We start from the raw sequence: 21,372 nt of genomic DNA on the forward strand, positions 1-21,372 counted from the left end.
TACACTGCGGGTTCCTCTGACGGAAACGCGCGCGTGGTCTCCAGCTGGATCCTGCTGCTGGTCTCGGTTGCCTATGCCGCACTGCTGTTCGGCGTGGCATGGTGGGGCGACCGTCGGCCGATGTACCCGGACCGGCCCTGGCTGCGGCCGGTGGTCTACAGCCTGGCGCTGGCCGTGTACTGCTCGTCCTGGACCTTCTATGGCGCGGTGGGCACCGCCGTGCGCAACGGTATCGGCTACCTGCCGATCTACATCGGGCCGCTGCTGCTGCTGCTGTTCGGCTGGCGCATCATCGAGCGCCTGGCCCTGATCGCCCGCAGCCAGAACGTGGTGTCCATCGCCGATTTCATCTCCTCGCGCTTCGGCCGCTCGCGGCGCCTGGCCGCGCTGGTGGCGATCATCGCCCTGATCGGCATCGTTCCCTACCTGGCCCTGCAGTACAAAGCGGTGGCGATGAGCCTGCAGGTGCTGACCGGCAACACCGGCCCGACCGGCTTCTTCAGCGATCCCGCACTGTATGTCGCCCTGCTGATGGCCCTGTTCGCCACGCTGTTCGGCACGCGCCAAGTGGATGCCACCGAGCATCACCACGGCATGATGCTGGCGATCGCGCTGGAATCGGTGATCAAGCTGCTGGCGATGCTCGCCGTTGGCGTATTCGCCTATGTGTGGCTGACCGACCGCACCGATGCGGTGGTCGAGTCGGTGCATACGCTGTTCACCGGATTGCCGCCGGTGGGATTCATTTCGCAGACCCTGCTCAGTTTCCTCGCCATCGTCTGCCTGCCGCGCCAGTTCCATGTCGCGGTGGTGGAATGTGGCGATGTACGCGACGTGCGCCGTGCACGCTGGATGTTCGGTGGTTACCTGGTGCTGATCTCGGCGATGGTGCTGCCCATCGCCACCGCGGGCGTCACATTGTTCGGCACCGGCGGCAGCGTCGCCGACGATGCGATGGTGCTGGCGCTGCCGCTGGCCGAGGGCCGCAACGCGCTGGCGCTGGTCGCCTATGTGGGTGGCTTCTCTGCCGCCACCGGCATGGTCATCGTCTCATCCATCGCGCTGGCCACCATGGTCAGCAATGATCTGGTGATGCCGGTGCTGCTGCGCCGCAGTGGCGATCACCAGGAAGCAGCCGACGTGGCTTCACGCGTGCTGTGGATCCGCCGCCTGGCGATCCTGCTGCTCGCGTTGATGGCGTACAGCTACTACCGCAGCAGCAGCAACGACAGCACCCTGGCGTCCTACGGCCTGATGGCGTTCGCCGCGGTAGCGCAGTTCGCACCGGGCCTGATCGGCGGCCTGTATTGGCGTGGCGCCAGCCGCCGCGGCGTGGAAACCGGCATGCTGCTCGGCTTCGCCACCTGGCTCTATACCCTGTTGCTGCCGGCGATGACCATGGCGGGATGGGTCGACGCCGGCTGGGTCCAGCAGGGCCCGTTCGGCATCGAATGGCTGCGCCCGCAGCAGCTGTTCGGCATGACCGGCTGGGATCCGCTGACCCACGGTACCTTCTGGTCGCTGCTGGTCAATGCGGCAACGATGATGCTGGTGTCCGCACGCTGGCGGCCGGGGGTGGACGAGCGACTGCGTGCTGCGCCCTTCCTCGATCCGTACGCCGAGCGCCCCTCGGTCGCCGGCGGTTGGCCGGGCCACGTGCACGTGGGCGACCTGCTGGCGCTGGCCTCGCGCGTGGTGGGCGAGCGTCATGCGCGGCGTTCGTTCTTCGAGCAGGCGCAGTCGCTGGGCCGCGAACTGCAGTCTTCCGCGCCGGCCGACCGGCCCTGGGTGCAGTTCACCGAGCGCCTGCTGGCCGCGTCGATCGGTGCCGCCTCCGCGCGCCTGCTGCTGACCAGCCTGCTGCGCGGTTCCGGCATGGACCTGGGTGAGGTGGTGGCGGTGCTGGACGAAGCCGGGCAGGAACTGCGCTTCAACCGCGAGATCCTGTCCACCACGCTGGAGAACATCAGTGCAGGTGTCAGCGTGGTCGATCCGGACATGCGCCTGACGGCGTGGAACCGCCGCTACCAGGACATGTTCGGCTACCCCGACGGCATGCTGTACGTGGGCCGCCCGGTGGCCGACCTGATCCGCTACAACGCCGAACGGGGCGAGCTGGGCGAGGGCGACATCGAGGTGCAGATCAACCGCCGCATCGGCTACATGCGCGCCGGTTCACCGCATGTGTTCGAGCGCACGCGCAGCGATGGCAAGGTGATCGAGATGCGTGGCCAGGCCTTGCCTGGTGGCGGCTATGTGACCAGCTACAACGACATCACCGATTACAAGCACGCCGAGAAGGCGCTGCTGGAAGCCAACGAAACGCTGGAACAGCGCGTCGCCGAGCGCTCCCACGAAGCTGAAGCCGCCCAGCAGTCGAAGACCCGCTTCCTGGCCGCGATCAGCCACGACGTGCTGCAGCCGCTCAATGCCGCGCGCCTGTTCGCTTCGGCACTGCGTGACAGCGTCCATGTGAGCGACGAGCAGAAGCATCTGGCCGAGCGCGTGGATGCCTCGCTGCGCGCGGCCGAGGAGCTGCTGGATGGCCTGCTGGACGTATCGCGGCTGGATGCAGGTGGGTTGCATCCGGTCATCGGCGAGTTCGACGTCAGCGCGCTGATGCGCGAGCTGGCCGCACAGTACACGCCGGTTGCCGCCGGCCGTGGCCTGCGCCTGGATCTGTTCGCGCGCCCGGCATGGGTGCGCAGCGACCGGCGCCTGCTGCGGCGTGTGCTGCAGAACTTCCTGGCCAACGCGCTGCGCTATACACGGCAGGGCCGCATCGTGCTGGCCGTGCGCCATCGGGGCGAGGAAGTGGAACTGCAGGTGTGGGATACCGGCCCCGGCATCCCGGAGCATCACATGCGGCAGATCTTCGATGAGTTCCATCGCTACCAGCAGCCCTTCGACTGGGGCGAGCAGGGCCTGGGCCTGGGCCTGTCGATCTGCCAGCGCATCTCGCGCCTGCTGGACCATCGGCTCAACGCACGCAGCCGCGTCGGCAGCGGGTCGATGTTCTCGATCATCCTGCCGCGCGTGGCGCCTCTGCCGGGCTACACCGAGCCTGCCACGGCGGTCCAGGTGGCCGCCACGCCGGTGCGCAGCGATTCGCTGGCCGGCCTGCGCGTGCTGTGCGTGGACAATGACGAGGAAATCCTCGACGGCATGCGTGCGCTGCTGGGTCGCTGGCAGGTGCAGGTGATCACCGCCGCCACCGTCGATCAGGCGCTGGAAAAGATTGCCGAGCGCCCGCAGGTGATGCTGGTGGATTACCACCTGCATGACCGCATGGATGGCCTGGACGCGCTGGTGGCACTGCGCGAGGCGGCAGGATATCCGCTGCCCGGTGCCCTGCTCACTGCCGATGGTCGCGATGAGCTGAAGCGGATGGCGCGCGAGCGGGGTTATCGGGTGCTGACCAAGCCGATCAAGCCGGCCTCGCTGCGCGCCTTCCTCGGCGCGCTGCGCGACGCCGGCAGCAACGAAGCCTGATGGCAACTGTAGAGCCGAGCCTATGCTCGGCTCCGCGCGCAGCCCGGCGCTGATATAGCCATCGCTATACAAACCAGCCCTGCCTGCGCGTTTCACCAGAAATGTGCCAGGCGCGAATCGCGATGCTAAGCTTCGCGTCCCCTTGGGGAGTAGCCGGATTCCTACGCAGGAATCGTCCACGTCAACATACTCGGCCAGTGCGCCGTGGCGTGGACAACCATGATGGTTGGCGAGACCAGCGGCCCGCGCGCGCAACGTCAGGTTGGGCGCGAGCGCAGGCCGTGCGTCCGTCCAAGCCCGACCTCAGCAAGCACACATGTCCCCCATTTCGATCCTCCTGATCGGCTTTGCCATGTCCACCGATGCTTTCGCCGCGGCGATCGGCAAGGGCGCGGCGATGCGCAAGCCGGTGTTCCGCGATGCACTGCGTGCCGGCATCATCTTCGGCGTCATCGAGGCGATCACGCCCATCATCGGCTGGTTGCTCGGCCGCGCCGCCCTGCAGTACGTCGAAGCCTTCGATCATTGGATCGCCTTCGGCCTGCTTGGCGCTCTGGGCATCCACATGATCTACAACGGTCTGCGTCCGGATGAGGGTGAAGAAGATGAAGACCCCTCGCAGCACCACGGCTTCTGGAAGCTGGCGCTGACGGGATTCGCCACCAGCATCGATGCGATGGCGGTGGGTATCGGCCTGGCGTTCATGGATGTCCATATCGGCGTGATGGCGGCGGTCATCGGCCTGTGCACGCTCACAATGGTCACCGTCGGCATCATGCTCGGCCGCGTGCTGGGCAGCATGGTTGGCAAGCGTGCCGAGATCATTGGCGGCGCGATCCTGGTGATCATCGGCGCGACGATCCTGTACGAACACCTGCGCGGCGTGGGCTGAGCAGGGGCTACCTGTAGAGCCGAGCCCATGCTCGGCTGGCATATGAAGCAGCCGAGCATGGGCTCGGCTCTACGTCAGGGTGTTGGCTGACAGGCATTGCGGTGTTGCACTGATGGAGAGGCTGTCATGCGTGCCATAGCCTCTTCGCATGGCCAGTCCCGCACTTCGTTATGGTCGTTGGTCGCATACCGGCAATGTCTATGCGCTTACCACGGTAACGCACGCGCGTCGTCCCTGGTTCATAGACAAGGCCAACGTTGAGCTGCTGATCGAAGCCCTGCGCACGGTAGAGCGGACCGGTCGTACCTTCTCCCTGGGCTGGGTGATCATGCCCGACCACCTGCATTGGTTGATGGAGTTGCGTACCGGCACGCTGGCCGGCTGCATGCAGATCCTGAAGTCCAGGAGTGGAAGATCCATCGCCACGCGCGCTGATGCGAACGTGCCGATCTGGCAGCCGGGGTACTACGACCATGCGTTGCGCAGTGACGAATGCCTGCACACGCAGGCGAGATACATTGCGGCCAATCCCGTGCGTGCAGGGTTGGCTACCCGTATCGCGGAGTACCCCTATGCCTGGAGTCGATGGCCGCTTGAGGCATGATTGGCATTGAGGCGAAGAGCAGCCGAGCACGGGCTCGGCTCTACGAGGGCATCACGAGACCCCGTGCACGGCTCCGCAGCCCGGCACGGTCAGTCTTCTTCCGGCGGCAGCACGATCGCGTCGTCGTCGATGGCCAGCTTGCCAGCCATCAGCACCGCCTGGGTGCGGTTGGTCACGCCCAGCTTGCGCAGGATCGCGGTCACATGTGCCTTGATCGTCGCTTCGGAGACGTTGAGGTCGTAGGCGATCTGCTTGTTCAGGCGGCCGGCGCCCAGCATCTGCAGCACGCGGAACTGCTGCGGCGTCAGCTCGCGCAGGCGCTGGCCGACCTCGCGTTCCTCGCGCTCGGTGGGTGGCACGTTGTGTGCCTCCGGCGGGGCCCACGTCTCGCCGTCGAGGATGGTGCCCAGCGCATGACCGATGGTGTCCGAGTCGGCGGACTTGGGAATGAAGCCCAGCGCACCGTGATCGAGCGCACGGCGCATCACCGTGGCCTCCTCCCGCGCGGAGACGACCACCACCGGCAGGTGAGGATGCAGCGAGCGCATGTGCACCAGTGCGTTGAAACCCTGTGCACCCGGCATGTTGAGGTCCATCAGGACCAGGTCGGCGTCGTTGTGCTGGTCGGCAAGCGCATACAGCGCTTCCACGCTGTCAGCCTCGAACAGCTGCACGCCGGGGATGACCCGCTGTACGGCCCCACGCAGGGCTTCGCGGAACAGCGGGTGGTCATCTGCAATCAGGAGGGTGGTCATGGTCGGGGGGAACCGTGGGAAACTGTTCGGGGGCCAGGCCCCTGGGGTCAGAGCCCTTTCCCTGCGGAAAGGGGTCCGACCCCGGGTCGTACGTCAGCGTACCTTGCGTTCGTCCACCAGTGACGCCACCACCGACGGATCGGCCAGGGTCGAGGTGTCGCCGAGCTGGTCCGGCGCGTTTTCAGCAATCTTGCGCAGGATGCGGCGCATGATCTTGCCCGAGCGGGTCTTGGGCAGGCCCGGTGCCCACTGCAGGTGGTCCGGGGTGGCGATCGGCCCGATTTCCTTGCGCACCCATGCGATCAGCTCCTTGTGCAGCTCTTCGCTCGGCGCTTCCTCGGCCACCAGGGTGACGTAGGCATAGATGCCTTGGCCCTTCACGTCGTGCGGGAAGCCGACGACGGCGGCTTCTGCCACCTTCGGGTGCGAGACCAGCGCGCTTTCGACCTCGGCGGTGCCGATGCGGTGGCCGGACACGTTGATCACATCGTCCACGCGGCCGGTGATCCAGTAGTAGCCGTCTTCGTCGCGGCGGCAACCGTCGCCGGTGAAGTAGCTGCCCGGATACGTGCGGAAATAGGTGTCGATGAAGCGCTGGTGGTCGCCGTACACCGTGCGCATCTGGCCCGGCCAGGAATCACGGATGATCAGATTGCCTTCGGTCGGGCCGTCCTGGATCTCGCCATCGGCATTCACCAGCGCCGGCTGTACGCCGAAGAAGGGCAGGGTGGCCGACCCCGGCTTGAGGTCCATCGCACCGGCCAGCGGCGAAATCAGGATGCCGCCGGTCTCGGTCTGCCACCAGGTATCGACGATCGGGCAGCGGCTGTCGCCGACCACCTCGTAGTACCAGCGCCAGGCCTCGGGATTGATCGGCTCGCCGACGCTGCCGAGCAGGCGCAGCGAGGCGCGCGAGGTCTTCTTCACCGGCTCCTCGCCTTCGCGCATCAGTGCACGGATGGCGGTCGGGGCGGTGTAGAAGATCGACACCTTGTGCTTGTCGATGACGTTCCAGAAACGCGAGGTGTCCGGGTAGTTCGGCACGCCCTCGAACATCAGCGAGGTCGCGCCGTTGGCCAGCGGGCCGTACACGATGTAGCTGTGGCCGGTGACCCAGCCGACGTCGGCGGTACACCAGTAGATGTCGTCCTCGCGCAGGTCGAACACCGCTTCGTGGGTGTATGCCGCGTACAGCAGATAACCGCCGGTGGTGTGGAGCACGCCCTTCGGCTTGCCGGTGGAACCGGACGTGTAGAGGATGAACAGCGGATCCTCGGCGTTCATACGCTCCGGCTCGCAGGTGGAGGGCTGGCTGTCCACGACGTCATGGAACCAGCGGTCGCGCGGGGCCTGCATGTCCACCGCGCCGCCGGTGTGGCGCACCACCAGCACGGTCTCCACGGTGTTGGTGCCCGGCAGTTTCAGGGCTGCATCGACGTTGGCCTTCAGCGGAACCTTGCGGCCACCGCGCAGGCCCTCGTCGGCGGTGATGATGAGCTTGCTCTGGCAGTCGCTGACACGATCGGCGATCGAGTTCGGCGCGAAGCCACCGAACACTACCGAATGGATCGCACCGATGCGCGCGCAGGCCAGCATGGCCACGGCAGCATCGACGATCATCGGCAGGTAGATGGTGACCCGGTCACCCTTGCCGACGCCCAGGTTGCGCAGCGCATTGCCGAGCCGGCAGGTGCGCTCGTACAGCTCGCGATAGGTCACGTGCTGGGCCGGTGCGTCCGGGCTGTCCGGCTCGAACAGCAGGGCGGTCTTGTCGCCACGGCTGTCCAGCTGGCGGTCAAGGCAGTTGACGCTGGCGTTGAGCTCGCCGTCCTCGAACCACTTGATGTGGAAGTCGGCCAGGTCGTAGCTGACGTTCTTGATCTTCGTCGGCGTGCGCATCCATTGCAGGCGCTCGGCGGCCTTGCCCCAGAAACCCTCCGGGTCGGTCACAGAAGCCTGGTACTGCTGTTGGTAGGACGTCTTGTCGATGCGTGCCTTGGCGGCGAACTGCGGATCGACGGGGTAGATATCAGCCATGGCACCCTCACTTGCACGTTGACTTTGTATGTGCGGTCGCAGCATCGCAACGACCGATCCCCCTCAGTTTGCCCCATCCACCCCCGGCCGCGTCACCACTGTGCTTAGACCATGGTCGAAAGTGAGCGCCCTGCGGGCCCGGCTTCGACCAATGGCGAATAGCCGGTGCGCGCATGTGCCCCGCAGTCTCGGCTCGACCGTGCCCCACGCGCGGCATCACCTTGCCACTTGGGAGAGAGGGCAACATGAGCCACCGTACGTTGAAAGCCGTGCGCACACCTTTGGCGGCCTGCCTGCTGGTCGCCCTGGTCGCACCGGGCATGGCGTTCGCAGAGACCGCCAAAGAGAAAGCACTCGAATCACGCATCGCCGAACTGGAGCGCCAGGTCCAGCTGCTGCTGTCTTCGCAGCAACAGCAGCAGACCCAGATCGCCCAGACCCAGCAGGCGGTGACCGAAGTCCGCACCGTGCAGTCCGAGCAGAAGCCGGCGGTGCCGGCCGGCAAGCAGCCGATCCAGGTCACCACCATCACTCCGGGTGCCGCACCGGGTACCACGGTCAAGATCGGTGGCTTCATCAAGGCTGACTTCCTGGCGACCCAGACCAGCGACGGCCAGCTGGCCGACGATGCCACCGGCCGTTCGCTGTACCTGCCGGGCCAGACCCCGGTGGAAGGCGCCGGCGGAAACGGCAGGCGTTCGGGCACCGACTACAACGCCCACGCAAAGTTCTCGCGCTTCAACCTGGGCATCGACAACGTGAGCGAGTCCGGCAACAAAGCCGGCGCGTTCTTCGAGATGGACTTCTTCGGCAACTCGCTCGGCAACCAGACCGCCACCAACACCTACGGCGTCACCCTGCGCCATGCCTACATGTACTGGAACAACTGGCTCGCCGGCCAGACCTGGTCCAACTTCATGGACGCGGCCGCATTGCCGGAAGCGGTCGACTTCGTCGGCCCGACCGACGGTGTGATCTTCGTACGCCAGGCACAGGTGCGTTACACCAGCGGCGGCTTCAGCGTTGCCCTGGAAAACCCGGAAACCACCACGCTTACCGGTACCCGCAATCCGGTCACCGGCGCCTGGACCAACGCCAGCGCCAACTCCGATCGCGGCAGCCTGCCTGATCTGACGATGCGTTACGGCTGGAAGGGCGACTGGGGCACCTTCGGCGTCGGCGGCATCGTCCGCCAGCTGAAGGTCGACAACCAGACCACCGGCGCCAAGGCCGACAAGGTTGCCGGCGGCCTGACCCTGGGCGGCAAGTGGGTGATGGGCGACAGCGATTCGCTGCATTACCAGTTCACCGGAGGCGAGGGCATCGCGCGTTACATCGGCCTGGGCATCACCGCCGACTCGGCCTATGACATCGCCCGCGACGAGCTCAATCCGACCGGCGTTCTGGCCGGCTACGTGGGCTGGCGCCATGCGTTCTCGCCGAAGCTGCGCACCAACCTGATCTATGCGCGCAGCGACTACGACAACGACAGCGTGCTGGGCCCGCTGGTCACCAAGAGCGTGCAGAGCATCCGCGGCAACATCTTCTACTCACCGCTGCCCAAGGTCGATGTCGGCGCCGAGCTGATGTATGGCCGCCGCGAGATCGAGAACGGCAACAAGGGTGACATCACCCGGCTGCAGTTCACCACGAAGTACAGCTTCTGACGGCGCGCCGACCCAGGTCGGCCGCTACCGATACTGAGTGCCGACCCACCGTCGGCACCTACCAACAACGATTGCTTCGGAGGGGAAGCGTCTCATGTCCAGCACACCCAGAACCGCGCACAATCCCGCGGGCACCCTAACCAAGGGCCACAAGAAAGTCATCTTCGCTTCGAGCCTGGGTACGGTCTTCGAGTGGTATGACTTCTTCCTGTACGGCTCGCTCGCCGCCATCATCGCCAAGCAGTTCTTCAGCGGAGTCAATGAAACCACGGGCATGATCTTCGCCCTGCTGGCGTTCGCCGCCGGCTTCTTCGTGCGTCCGTTCGGCGCGGCCTTCTTCGGCAGCCTCGGCGACCGCATCGGCCGCAAGTACACCTTCCTGGTCACCATCCTGATCATGGGCATCTCGACCTTCCTGGTCGGTGTGCTGCCCAACTACGCATCGATCGGCTTTGCCGCGCCGGTGATCCTGATCATCCTGCGCCTGGCCCAGGGCCTGGCGATGGGCGGCGAATACGGCGGCGCGGCGACCTACGTGGCCGAGCACGCCCCGGATGACAAGCGTGGCCTGTACACCAGCTTCATCCAGTGCACCGCCACGCTGGGCCTGTTCATGTCGCTGCTGATCATCCTGGCCTGCCGCTACTTCCTGGGCAATGAAGCATTCGAAGCCTGGGGCTGGCGCATTCCGTTCCTGGTGTCCATCGTGCTGCTGGGCATCTCGGTGTGGATCCGCCTGCAGCTGAGTGAGTCGCCGCTGTTCCAGCAGATGAAGTCGGAAGGCAAGGGCTCCAAGACGCCGTTCCGTGACAGCCTGAAGGGCGGCAACCTGAAGCTGATGCTGCTGGTCCTGCTCGGCGCAGCGGCCGGCCAGGCCGTGGTCTGGTACGGCGGCCAGTTCTATGCGCTGTTCTTCCTCAGCAGCATGCTGAAGGTCGATGCCACCACCTCCTACCTGCTGATCGCAGCCGCACTGGCGCTGGGTGTGCCGTTCTTCATCTTCTTCGGCTGGCTGTCCGACCGTATCGGCCGCAAGAAGATCATCCTCGCCGGCTGCCTGCTGGCTGCCGTGACCTACATCCCGATCTTCAAGGGCCTGACCCACTTCGCCAACCCGGCCATCGAAGAGGCCCGCAGCAGCTCGCCGGCCCTGGTCGTGGCCGATCCGTCCACCTGCTCGTTCCAGTTCGATCCGGTCGGCCTGCGCAAGTTCACCAGCTCCTGTGACGTGGCCACCGCCGCGTTGACCAAGGCGGGCGTGCCGTACGACGTGCAGCCGGCAGCGGCGGGTTCGCTGGCGATCGTCAACGTCGGCAGCGCCAGCGTCACCTCGTATGAAGCGGCGGGACTGAGCAAGGACGAAGGCAAGGCCAAGGCCGACGCGTTCGGTGCCGAACTGAAGACCGCCCTGACCACCGCCGGCTACCCGGCCAAGGCGGACAGCGCGCGCATCAACATTGCGGGCACGATCTTCATGCTGTGGCTGCTGGTGCTGTACGTGACCATGGTCTACGGCCCGATCGCCGCCTACCTGGTCGAGCTGTTCCCGACCCGCATCCGCTACACCTCGATGTCGCTGCCGTATCACATCGGCAACGGCTGGTTCGGTGGCTTCCTGCCGGCGATCTCCTTCGCGCTGGTGGCCGGTACCGGCAACCTGTACTACGGCCTGTGGTATCCGATCGCGATCGCGCTGATGTCGGTGGTGATCGGTGGCCTGTTCCTGCGTGAAACCAAGGACGTGGATATCACCAAGTAGGAATGATGTTCACCGGATGAAGGAGAGGCCGTGGTGCAGACCACGGCCTTTTCGTTGCCCTGTAGAGCCGAGCCATGCTCGGCGACCGCGCAGCGCGCGGCACAAAACTCCGCAGACGCGAAAAGACAGCGTTCAATGCCGTAATCGTGGTTGAAAAGCATCCGAAGCCACCCGCCATCTCGCGCCCAGGGTCAGATCTCCTTCGCGCGCGAAAGGGATCTGCCCCCTTCGGACAGTGCCGCACGCCGTATAGTCGGCCCATGACCACCACCGCCCCAGCCGACCTCCCCCACGTCCTGCACACCCTGCGCAGCGCCTGGCAGTCGCAGCGGCCCACGCTCGACCAGCGCGAAGCCGACCTGCGCCGCCTGCGCGAGGCGCTGAAGCCGCGTCTGGATGAAATGGCCCAGGCCATCGCCGAGGACTTCGGCCATCGCGCCCACGTTGAATCGAAACTGGCCGATGGCATGAGCGTGCTGTCGGCCATCGACCACCTGCGGCGCCACCTGCGGCGATGGTCGAAGCCGCAGCGGGCAACGGCGGGATGGAAGTTGTGGCCGGCGCGCGCACAGCTGCGGCCGACGCCGTTGGGCGTGGTCGGGGTGATCTCGCCGTGGAACTACCCGGTTACGCTGGCATTGGTGCCACTGGCCACCGCCATCGCTGCCGGCAACCATGTGTTGCTGAAGCCGTCCGAACATACCCCGCGCACCAGCGCGTTCCTGGCCGATCTGCTGGCCAGTGTGTTCCCACCCGATCGGGTGGCGGTGGTGCAGGGCGGGGCCGACGTAGCCGCAGCGGTCTCCTCTTTGCCGCTGGACCATCTGCTGTTCACCGGTTCCACCGCCGTGGGCCGCAAGGTGATGGCAGCGGCAGCCGAGCATCTGGTACCGGTTACCTTGGAACTGGGCGGCAAGTCGCCGGCCATCGTCTGCCGCGATTTCCCGCTGGAAAAGGCCGCCGCGCGGCTGGCCACCGGCAAGTGGTTCAACGCCGGCCAGACCTGCATTGCGCCGGACTATGTGCTGATCGATAGCGCGCGTCAGCGCGAGTTCGTGCAGGCGCTGCAGCAGCAGGTGCGCGAGCGCTATGGTGACTTCAGCGAGGCCGGCGACTACACGCGCATCATCAACGAAGGCCAGTACCAGCGCCTGCAGGGCTATCTGGCACAGGCGCGGCAACGCGGGGTGCCGGTGATTCCGCTGGCGCAGGTGGATGACGCGCGTGCCGACCGCGAGCGCCTGCTGGTGCCGACCGTGGTGCTGGACCCGCCGGACGATCTGGACCTGATGCGCGAGGAGATCTTCGGGCCGATCCTGCCGGTGCGCGCCTACCCGGATCTGGATGCGGCGCTGGTCGACGTTCTCTCCCGCGACCGGCCGCTGGCGCTGTATCCCTTCAGCCACGACCGCGCCACCGTGGAGCGCATTCTCGCCAACGTGGTGGCCGGGGGAGTGACGGTCAACGACACGCTGCTGCACTTCGCCGCCGATGGCCTGCCGTTCGGCGGGGTGGGCGCCAGCGGCATGGGCGCGTACCACGGCCGCGCCGGGTTCGATGCGATGAGCAAGCGGTTGCCGGTGCTGTGGCAGTCGCGCTGGGCGGCCAGCGACAGGCTGCGGCCGCCGTATTCCAAGATTGCGGGGTTGTTGAGGTTGCTGCTGCGGTGAAGCCACGCATGGCGTGGCTCTACTGGTAGGTGCCAACCTTGGTTGGCACGCGGGGCATCCATGCGCCAACCAAGGTTGGCGCCTACCAAAGCAGGCCCGGGTAGAATGCCCCCATGAAGATCGCCTCGTGGAACGTCAATTCGCTCAATGTCCGCCTGCCGCACCTGGAGCAGTGGCTCAAGGAGTTCGGCCCGGACATCGTCGGCATCCAGGAAACCAAGCTGGAGGACCACAAGTTCCCGGATGCGGCGTTGATCGGCGCCGGCTACCGCAGCGTATTCGCCGGCCAGAAGACCTACAACGGCGTGGCACTGCTGTCACGCGAGCCGGCGCAGGACGTGCAGATCGGCATTCCGGGTTTCGAGGACGAGCAGAAGCGCGTCATCGCCGGCACCTTTGGCGACCTGCGGGTGATCAACCTGTATGTGGTCAACGGCCAGGACGTCGGCACCGACAAGTATGCGTACAAGCTGCGCTGGCTGGAGGCCGTGCACGCCTGGATCGGCGAGGAACTGCAGCGGCACCCGAAGCTGGTCGTGCTGGGTGACTTCAACATCGCCCCGGACGCCCGCGACGTGCATGATCCGGAGGTGTGGAACGAGAACCACATCCTCACCTCCACCGCCGAGCGCGGCGCGCTGAACAAGCTGCTGCAGCTGGGCCTGCACGACGGTTTCCGGCTGCACAACGAGGAAGCCGGCACGTTCAGCTGGTGGGATTACCGCGCGGCGGGCTTCCGCCGCAATCTGGGCCTGCGCATCGACCTCACCCTGGTCTCCGACGCGCTCAAGGGCGGCGCCGTGGCGTCCGGCATTGACCGCGAGCCACGTACCTGGGAGCGCCCCAGCGACCACGCGCCGGCATGGGTGCAGTTGGGGTGAGGTAGCGCCGGGCCGTGCCCGGCGCTGCCCGTCGGATCAACGTATGCTCTTGCGGGTGAACAGGTTGACGATCGCCAGCAGGATCACCGCACCGATCAGCGAGAACAGGAAGGTGCGGATGGTGATCGCTTCGTTGATGCCGCCGCCGAACAGCCAGCCGGAAATCAGCGCGCCGACAATGCCGACCACGATGTTGAGAATGATGCCCTGCTGCGCATCGCGCTTCATGATGATGCTTGCCAGCCAGCCCACGATGCCGCCGACGATCAGCCAGATGATGATGCCCATGATCGAACCTCCGGTGGAAAACCGTGACCAGTTGACGCGCATGGCTGTGAACCCGTCGTGCAATCGCGTGACGGTTGCGTGCGGATGAGCTTGCCAGCCACCCTGGATGGCCCCTGGCGCTTCGGCCCGGTCACGGTCTGGCGGCGGCCACACGTGCCGGGCCAGCGCGGTGAGCCGCAGGCCCGGCAGGTGCTGGCACAGGCGCTGGATCTCGCGCCGGAGGCACTGCCGCTGGTCCGCGACGACAAGGGCCGACCCGAGCTGACCGGTGCGCTGGCCAACCACGGCACGGGCTGGAGCCACAGTGGCGACGTGCTGCTGGTGGCGCTGGGTGAAGGTGTACGGCTCGGCGTGGACCTGGAACTGCTGCGCCCGCGCCCACGCCTGCTGGAGATCGTGCAGCGCTTCTTCCATCCGGAAGAGGTGGCCTGGCTGCAGGGCCTGGACGCCACGGAACGCGAACACTGGTTCTTCCGTGTCTGGTGCGCCAAGGAGGCGCTGCTGAAGGCACACGGGCAGGGCATTTCGTTCGGCCTGCATCGCCTGCAGCTGGCGCCAGGTGTCGACGGCGCCCTGCACCTGCGCTGGTGCGACCCTGCGCTGGGTGATGCCCGGCAGTGGCATCTGCACGAATGGCAGGCCAGCGGCCAGTTCCGTGCCGCATTGGCCTGGTATCCGCAATGAAGCGGCGAATCAGCCCGGGAAACGGGCGATAATGGCGGCATGAGCGAACACGAACTCCCCGCCGGCGTGACCGCCACGCTGGAGCAGGGCCTGGCCGGCATGGGCCTGGACGCCGCACTGGCGCCGCCGCTGCTGCGCTACCTGGGCCTGCTGCACCGCTGGAACGGCACCTACAACCTCACCGCCATCCGCGACCCGCAGGAGATGGTCACCCGTCACCTGCTCGATTCGCTGGCCATGCAGCCGTTCGTGGCCGATGGCCGCCTGGCCGACCTCGGTACCGGTCCTGGACTGCCCGGTATCCCGCTGGCGATCGCCTGCCCGGGTCTGCAGGTCACCCTGGTCGAGAGCAACGGCAAGAAGGCCCGCTTCATGCGCGAGGCCGTGCGCCAGCTCGGCCTGGGCAATGCCCGCGTGGCCGAGTCGCGCGCCGAAGCGCTGGACGAGGCCGGCCACTACGACCAGTTGACCGCCCGCGCGATGGACACGCTGGCCGGCATCATCCGCGTCGGTGGCCACCTGCTGCGTCCTGGCGGCGTGCTGCTGGCGATGAAGGGCGTCTACCCGCATGAAGAGATCGCCGCACTGCCGGCAGGCTGGCAGGTGCGCGACGTGGCCCCGTTGAGCGTGCCCGGCCTGGCGGGCGAGCGCCACCTGGTCACCGTTACAGGCCCCTGATCCCGCCGCCAACCCTTTGCGCGACAAGGGGTTGGCGATGCACGATTTCCGCCCGGGCCCGGTTGTACGCATAATGACCGGTCCCAGCATCCGTCGACGAGGCACACCCGCATGGCCCGCATCATCGCCATCGCCAACCAGAAGGGTGGCGTCGGCAAGACCACGACCGCCGTCAACCTGGCCGCTTCCCTGGCCAACGCACCCAAGCGCGTGCTGTTGGTCGACCTGGATTCGCAGGGCAACGCGACCATGGGCAGTGGTGTGGACAAGCGTGAGCTGGCCGCGTCCACCTGCGACCTGCTGCTGGGCGAGAACACCGCCGCCGACGTGCGTGTGCAGACCGCGGAAGGCTACGACCTGCTGCCCGGCAACATCGACCTGACCGCAGCCGAAATCCAGCTGATGGCGCAGGGCGAGCGCGAGCAGCGCCTGAAGCGCGCGCTGGCGCCGATCCGCGACGAGTACGACTACATCCTGATCGACTGCCCGCCGGCGCTTTCACTGCTGACGCTCAACGCACTGGCGGCCGCCGATTCGGTGATCGTGCCGATGCAGTGCGAGTACTACGCGTTGGAAGGCCTGAGTGCGCTGGTGGAAACCATCGAGGCGCTGCGCGCCAGCCTGAACCCGGCGCTGGAGATCGAGGGCGTGCTGCGTACCATGTTCGATGTGCGCAACAACCTGGCCAACGCCGTATCGGCCGAACTGACCGAACACTTCGGCGACCGCGTGTTCCGTACCATCGTGCCGCGCAACGTGCGCCTGGCTGAAGCGCCCAGCCACGGCCAGAGCATCGTCGGCTACGACCGCGCCTCGCGCGGCGGCGTGGCTTACCTGGGCCTGGCCGGCGAGATCATCCGTCGCAACAACGAACGCAACAAGGCCACCAAGGCCGTGGAGACCGTCTGATGACCAGCAGCAAGCCGGCAGCCAAGAAGCGAGGCCTCGGCCGTGGCCTGGATGCGCTGCTCGGTCCGAAGGGAGCGGTCAGCCAGGTGCAGGCCACCACCGCGGTGATCGAACCGTTGCCGGGTGAGGTGCTGCGCAAGCTGCCGGTCGGCCAGCTGCAGCCGGGCAAGTACCAGCCGCGTCGCGAAATGGACGAGGGCAAGCTGTCCGAACTGGCGGACTCGATCCGGTCGCAGGGCGTGATCCAGCCGATCCTGGTGCGTCAGCTGCCGGCGGGCAACTTCGAGATCGTCGCCGGCGAACGCCGCTGGCGCGCCTCGCAGCTGGCCGGTCTGGACGAAGTGCCGGTGGTGGTGCGCGAACTGGAAGACCGCACCGTCATCGCGATGGCGCTGATCGAGAACATCCAGCGCGAAGACCTCAACCCGCTGGAAGAAGCCGAGGCGCTGCAGCGCCTGATCAGCGAGTTCACCCTGACCCATGCCGAGGCGGCCGAGGCCGTCGGCCGCTCGCGCGCGGCGGTGTCCAACCTGCTGCGCCTGCTGGAACTGCCGGTGGCCATCCGCCTGCTGCTGGAAACCCGCCGCCTGGAAATGGGCCACGCCCGCGCGCTGCTGACCCTGGCCCCGGAACTGGCCGGCAAGCTGGCGCAGGAAGCGGCCGATGAAGGCTGGTCGGTGCGTGAAGTGGAGCGCCGCGCGCAGGCCTTCGCCGCCGGCAAGGTGCCGAGCAACCGCCCGGCGGCCACGCCGAAGGTGCAGCAGGCCGACATCGCCTCGCTGGAAACCGAACTGTCCGAGTCGCTGGGGACCAAGGTGGCGATCAGCCACGGCCGCGGCGGCAAGGGCAAGCTGATCATCCACTACACCGATCTGGATACCCTCGACGGCGTGCTGGAAAAGCTGCGGACCCGCCAGGGCTGAGTCGCTCGGCACGTGGACAGAGACCTGCAATGACCATCCTGCTCACCGGCGCTGCCGGCTTCATCGGTGCCTACACCGCCCGCGCGCTGCTGGAGGCGGGCCAGCCGGTGGTGGGCCTGGACAACTTCAACGACTACTACGACCCGCAGATCAAGCGGGACCGCGTGGCCGCGCTGTGCCCCACGCTGGACCTGCGCACCCTGGACCTGACCGACCAGCAGGGCCTGGCTGCGCTGTTCGATGAGGTGCAGCCGACGGCAGTGATCCACCTGGCCGCGCAGGCCGGGGTGCGCTACTCGCTGGAGAATCCGCAGGCCTACGTCGACAGCAACCTGGTCGGCTTCGTCAATATCCTGGAACTGTGCCGCCACCGCGGCGTGCAGCATCTCGTCTACGCCTCCAGCAGTTCGGTGTACGGCGATTCGGCCACGCCGCCGTTCTCCGAGGACCAGCGCGTGGACCAGCCGCGCTCGCTGTACGCGGCCACCAAGGCTGCCAACGAGCTGATGGCGCACACCTACGCGCAGCTGTATGGCCTGCATGCCACCGGCCTGCGCTTCTTCACCGTGTACGGCGCGTGGGGACGGCCGGACATGGCGCCGCTGCTGTTTTCGCGTGCCGTCCTGGCCGGGCGCCCGATCGAGGTGTTCAACCAGGGGCGCATGCAGCGCGATTTCACACATGTCTCCGACATCGTCTCGGGTATCCTCGGCGCGCTCGCGCACCCGGCCGATGGTCCGGTACCGCATCGGGTATTCAACCTCGGCAACCATACGCCGGTCGAGCTGGAGCGCTTCATCAGCGTCATCGAGCAGGCCGCCGGCCGCCCTGCGCAGAAGGTCTACAAGCCGATGCAGCCGGGCGACATGGTCCGCACGATGGCCGACACCCGCCGCGCACATGACGCATTCGGCTTCGATGCGGTGACCCCGATCGAGCAGGGGCTGCCGCCCGTCGTCCAGTGGTGCCGCGAGTATTTCGGCGATCGCGCCTGAGGAGCAATCCTCACACAGCCGGATTCATCTTCGGATAACCTCGGCTTCGGAGAATGCGCGGTCTTTGTCCCCTCTTGGCCGAGTGACCCATGAGCCAACCCGAGCTTTCCGTTGTCGTCCCCGTATTCAATGAGCGCGACAATGTCGCGCCCCTGATCGCCGAAATCGTCGCGGCACTGCGGGGCCGGTTGCCGTTCGAGATCGTCTATGTCGACGATCACTCCCGCGATGACAGCCTGGCGGTGCTGCAGGGCCTGAAAGCCACCACGCCGGAGCTGCGGGTGCTGCACCACGTCGAGCAGAGCGGGCAGAGCACAGCGGTGCGCACCGGTGTCAAGCATGCCCGTGCGCCGTGGATCGCCACCCTGGATGGTGATGGCCAGAACGATCCGGCCGACATCCCCAAGCTGCTGGCGGCCCGCGATGCTGCCGACGGGCAGGTGAAGCTGTTTGCCGGCTGGCGCGTCAACCGCCAGGACAGCGGCAGCAAGCGCTGGGCCAGTCGCTGGGCCAACCGCATCCGGGCGCGCATGCTGCGCGACGATACGCCCGACACCGGCTGCGGCATCAAGCTGTTCGAGCGCGAAGCCTTCCTCGACCTGCCGTATTTCGACCACATGCACCGCTATCTGCCGGCGCTGATGCAGCGTGCCGGTTGGAAGACCACCAGCGTGCCGGTCAACCATCGTCACCGTACCGCTGGCGTCTCCAAGTACAACAACCTCGGCCGTGCGCTGGTCGGCATCCGCGACCTGCGGGGGGTTGCCTGGCTGATCACCCGCAGCAGGCGTACGGCGGTGGAAGAACGATGATGGCGCTGCACTGGCTCGACCAGCCGCTGACCTGGTTGTTCTGGACCGGCCTGCATGTGACGGGCTGGAAGCTGATCGGCTATACCGGCGCGCTGATGTTCGGCGGTCGCTGGCTGGTCCAGTTCATCGCCTCCCGGCGTGCCGGCAAGCCGGTCATCCCGCGCCTGTTCTGGTACATGAGCGTGATCGGCAGCCTGATGACGCTGAGCTACTTCCTGTTCTCGGCCAAGCAGGATTCGGTAGGCGTGCTGCAGAACCTGTTCCCGGCGTTCACCGCGCTGTACAGCCTGCACCTGGATATCCGGCACCGCGGCTGGAAGCGGGACAAAGCCAGCCATTGAGGCAGCGCCGGAGAGGTGTCCGTTCTGCACGCTGCGCGCTCGCGGGGCATGGCCCCGCGCTACCGATCCAACCGTTGAGGCGGCACCTGGACGGGATCGAACGCCGTTAGCGCCGGGCCATGCCCGGCGAAGGTGTGCGGTCCCCGCGTTACCGGTCCTGCAGCGCAGGCAGGACTTTTGAACCATGCCCCGGCTGTCCGGCGGTGCCATGATCGGCGTCTGCCTTCCCGGGAACCTGTGCTCGTGAAAACCCGTCTTGCCGTTGCCCTGCTCATCGCCCTGTCCGCTCCGGCTGCCGTTGTGGCGGCTCCGCCCGCGCTCGCGGCGTCCGCCCCTGCGACCACCGAATCGGCGGCCGATGCCGCCTTCCGCGCGCTGTACGAAAAGGAATGGAAGTGGCGCCAGGCCGGGGGCGGTGAAGCCAGCGAGGATGGCGACGCGCCGGCCAATGCCACGCGGCTGCCCGATGTGGGCGCGGCCGCGCAGCAGGCGCGCCTGAAGGTCTGGGACCAGACCCTGGCCGAGCTGAAGAAGATCGACCCGAAGACACTCAGCGCCGACAACCAGGTGAACTACGCGATCTACCGCGACCAGGTGTTCAACCTCGCCGAGGAGGTGCGTCTGCGGGCCTACGAGATGCCGTTCAACTCCGATTCCTCGTTCTGGTCCAATCTCTCGTTCATGGCCCGGCGCGAGATGAAGACCGCACAGGACTTCCGCAACTACATCGCACGCCTGGACGATGTGCCGCGCTATTTCGGCCAGCAGACCGACAACATGCGCGCCGGACTCAAGCGGGGTTTCAGCGTGCCCCGCGCGGTGCTTGACGGGCGCGAGGTCTCCATTGCCACCGTCGCCGAGCTGAAGGACCCCACCGAGTCGCCGCTGTACGCGCCGTTCAAGAAGCTGCCGGCCAGCATTCCGGCGGCCGAGCAGGCGCAGCTGCAGGCGCAGGCCCGTGCGGCGATCAGCGGCAAGGTGGTGCCGGCCTTCCAGCAGCTGCGTACCTTCTTCGTCAATGAGTACGTCCCGCAGGCGCGTACCACCCTGGCGGCCGAAGCGATGCCGGAGGGCAAGGCGTTCTACAGGCAGCAGATCCACGAATACACCACGCTGGACCTGTCGCCGGATGAGATCCATCGCATCGGCCTGGGCGAAGTCGCGCGCATCCAGAAGGAGATGAACGACATCATCCAGCAGGTCGGCTTCAAGGGCAGTTTCGGCGAATTCCTGACCTTCCTGCGCACCGATCCGCAGTTCTACGCCAAGACCCCGAACGAGCTGCTGTATCGGGCGGCGTGGATCTCCAAGCGCATCGATGGTGTCATCGGCAAGTACATGACGCTGCCGCGCGCGCGCTTCACCATCGTGCCGGTGCCGCCGGACATCGCGCCATTCTGGACCGCAGGCCGCGGTGGCATGGGCACCTATTGGCTCAACACCTACAACCTGCCGGCGCGGCCGCTGTACAACCTGCCAGCGCTGACCCTGCACGAGTCCGATCCTGGTCATGCCCTGCAGGGCGCGCTCGCTGCCGAACAGGGCGAACAGCCCGAGTTCCGCCGCAACGCCTACATCTCCGCCTACGGCGAAGGCTGGGGCCTGTATAGCGAGAAGCTGGGCGTGGAGATGGGCATCTATGAAACCCCCTACGAGGATTTCGGTCGCCTCACCTACGAGATGTGGCGCGCGGCACGCCTGGTGATCGATACCGGGGTGCACAGCAAGGGCTGGACCCGGGAACAGGCCATCGCCTACCTGCGTGACCATACCGCGCTGAGCGAGCACGAAGTGACCACCGAAGTGGATCGCTACATCTCCTGGCCGGGCCAGGCGTTGAGCTACAAGCTCGGCGAGATCGCCATCGTGCGCCTGCGCGCGCAGGCCGAGAAGGAGCTGGGCGACAAGTTCGACGTCAAGGGTTTCCATGACGCCGTGCTCAAGCAGGGGTCGGTGCCGCTGCCGGTACTGGAACAGCAGATCCA

At 66.7% G+C, this 21,372-nt stretch carries 18 protein-coding genes and 1 riboswitch; of the genes, 15 read left to right on the forward strand and 3 right to left on the reverse strand.

Going from position 1 to position 21,372, the window contains the following annotated elements:
* The first annotated feature begins 33 nt into the window (after positions 1-33).
* From N7367_RS14185 to N7367_RS14195, 3 genes are all read left to right on the forward strand, one after another.
* On the forward strand, positions 34-3,492 hold the full coding sequence (locus N7367_RS14185) for a PAS domain-containing hybrid sensor histidine kinase/response regulator (RefSeq protein ID WP_053517694.1): 3,459 nt from the start codon (positions 34-36) through the stop codon (positions 3,490-3,492).
* A gap of 138 nt (positions 3,493-3,630) precedes the next feature.
* Positions 3,631-3,720: riboswitch (yybP-ykoY riboswitch) on the forward strand.
* Between the two features lie 88 nt (positions 3,721-3,808).
* Positions 3,809-4,384: a manganese efflux pump MntP family protein gene (locus N7367_RS14190; RefSeq protein WP_053517695.1), complete on the forward strand. Its 576-nt coding sequence runs from the start codon at positions 3,809-3,811 to the stop codon at positions 4,382-4,384.
* 148 nt (positions 4,385-4,532) lie between these two features.
* On the forward strand, positions 4,533-4,988 hold the full coding sequence (locus N7367_RS14195; protein ID WP_279942623.1) for a transposase: 456 nt from the start codon (positions 4,533-4,535) through the stop codon (positions 4,986-4,988).
* 89 nt (positions 4,989-5,077) lie between these two features.
* On the opposite strand, the gene N7367_RS14200 is transcribed toward N7367_RS14195, so the two are convergent.
* Together N7367_RS14200 and acs are read right to left on the reverse strand one after the other, a co-directional pair.
* A complete protein-coding gene (locus N7367_RS14200; protein WP_005411662.1) occupies positions 5,078-5,743 on the reverse strand; it encodes a response regulator transcription factor in 666 nt (221 codons plus the stop codon).
* A gap of 93 nt (positions 5,744-5,836) precedes the next feature.
* The gene (acs, locus tag N7367_RS14205) at positions 5,837-7,780 is read right to left on the reverse strand and encodes an acetate--CoA ligase (RefSeq protein WP_065181408.1); all 1,944 of its coding nucleotides are present in this window, start codon (positions 7,778-7,780) and stop codon (positions 5,837-5,839) included.
* A 245-nt stretch (positions 7,781-8,025) separates the two neighbouring features.
* Here acs and N7367_RS14210 point away from each other — a divergent pair, with 245 nt between their 5' ends.
* The 4 genes from N7367_RS14210 to xth all read left to right on the forward strand — a co-directional run bounded on the left by N7367_RS14210 (position 8,026) and on the right by xth (position 13,757).
* Entirely contained in the window at positions 8,026-9,447 is a 1,422-nt protein-coding gene (locus N7367_RS14210; protein ID WP_197571679.1) for a DcaP family trimeric outer membrane transporter, read from the forward strand.
* 94 nt (positions 9,448-9,541) lie between these two features.
* The gene (locus tag N7367_RS14215; RefSeq protein ID WP_279942624.1) at positions 9,542-11,206 is read left to right on the forward strand and encodes an MFS transporter; all 1,665 of its coding nucleotides are present in this window, start codon (positions 9,542-9,544) and stop codon (positions 11,204-11,206) included.
* A gap of 260 nt (positions 11,207-11,466) precedes the next feature.
* On the forward strand, positions 11,467-12,876 hold the full coding sequence (locus tag N7367_RS14220) for a coniferyl aldehyde dehydrogenase (RefSeq protein ID WP_279942625.1): 1,410 nt from the start codon (positions 11,467-11,469) through the stop codon (positions 12,874-12,876).
* Between the two features lie 113 nt (positions 12,877-12,989).
* Positions 12,990-13,757: an exodeoxyribonuclease III gene (gene xth / locus N7367_RS14225; RefSeq protein ID WP_065174252.1), complete on the forward strand. Its 768-nt coding sequence runs from the start codon at positions 12,990-12,992 to the stop codon at positions 13,755-13,757.
* A 36-nt stretch (positions 13,758-13,793) separates the two neighbouring features.
* On the opposite strand, the gene N7367_RS14230 is transcribed toward xth, so the two are convergent.
* Positions 13,794-14,045, reverse strand: a complete 252-nt coding sequence (locus N7367_RS14230; protein ID WP_005411656.1) for a GlsB/YeaQ/YmgE family stress response membrane protein — start codon at positions 14,043-14,045, stop codon at positions 13,794-13,796.
* An 84-nt stretch (positions 14,046-14,129) separates the two neighbouring features.
* On the opposite strand from N7367_RS14230, the gene N7367_RS14235 reads away from it, so the two are divergent.
* The 8 genes from N7367_RS14235 to N7367_RS14270 form a co-directional block, all read left to right on the forward strand.
* Positions 14,130-14,729 (forward strand): 4'-phosphopantetheinyl transferase superfamily protein, encoded by a 600-nt coding sequence (locus tag N7367_RS14235; RefSeq protein ID WP_279942626.1) that lies wholly within the window; start codon positions 14,130-14,132, stop codon positions 14,727-14,729.
* A 39-nt stretch (positions 14,730-14,768) separates the two neighbouring features.
* Positions 14,769-15,407 (forward strand): 16S rRNA (guanine(527)-N(7))-methyltransferase RsmG, encoded by a 639-nt coding sequence (gene rsmG, locus N7367_RS14240; protein ID WP_053517711.1) that lies wholly within the window; start codon positions 14,769-14,771, stop codon positions 15,405-15,407.
* 111 nt (positions 15,408-15,518) lie between these two features.
* Complete coding sequence (locus tag N7367_RS14245; RefSeq protein WP_053517712.1) at positions 15,519-16,316, forward strand: ParA family protein; 798 nt, start codon at positions 15,519-15,521, stop codon at positions 16,314-16,316.
* A complete protein-coding gene (locus N7367_RS14250; protein WP_053517713.1) occupies positions 16,316-17,239 on the forward strand; it encodes a ParB/RepB/Spo0J family partition protein in 924 nt (307 codons plus the stop codon). The genes N7367_RS14245 and N7367_RS14250 overlap by 1 nt, the downstream gene beginning before the upstream one ends.
* A gap of 29 nt (positions 17,240-17,268) precedes the next feature.
* On the forward strand, positions 17,269-18,234 hold the full coding sequence (locus N7367_RS14255; protein ID WP_279942628.1) for an NAD-dependent epimerase/dehydratase family protein: 966 nt from the start codon (positions 17,269-17,271) through the stop codon (positions 18,232-18,234).
* 89 nt (positions 18,235-18,323) lie between these two features.
* A complete protein-coding gene (locus N7367_RS14260; RefSeq protein WP_065174256.1) occupies positions 18,324-19,046 on the forward strand; it encodes a glycosyltransferase family 2 protein in 723 nt (240 codons plus the stop codon).
* Entirely contained in the window at positions 19,046-19,387 is a 342-nt protein-coding gene (locus tag N7367_RS14265) for a lipid-A-disaccharide synthase N-terminal domain-containing protein (RefSeq protein ID WP_053517717.1), read from the forward strand. Before N7367_RS14260 ends, N7367_RS14265 begins: the two co-directional genes overlap by 1 nt.
* Positions 19,388-19,630: 243 nt before the next feature.
* On the forward strand, positions 19,631-21,372 hold a 1,742-nt coding region (locus tag N7367_RS14270), incomplete at its 3' end, for a DUF885 family protein (RefSeq protein ID WP_279942629.1).

This window comes from Stenotrophomonas sp. GD04145, assembly GCF_029835135.1.
In the GTDB taxonomy this organism is placed as follows: domain Bacteria; phylum Pseudomonadota; class Gammaproteobacteria; order Xanthomonadales; family Xanthomonadaceae; genus Stenotrophomonas; species Stenotrophomonas maltophilia_P.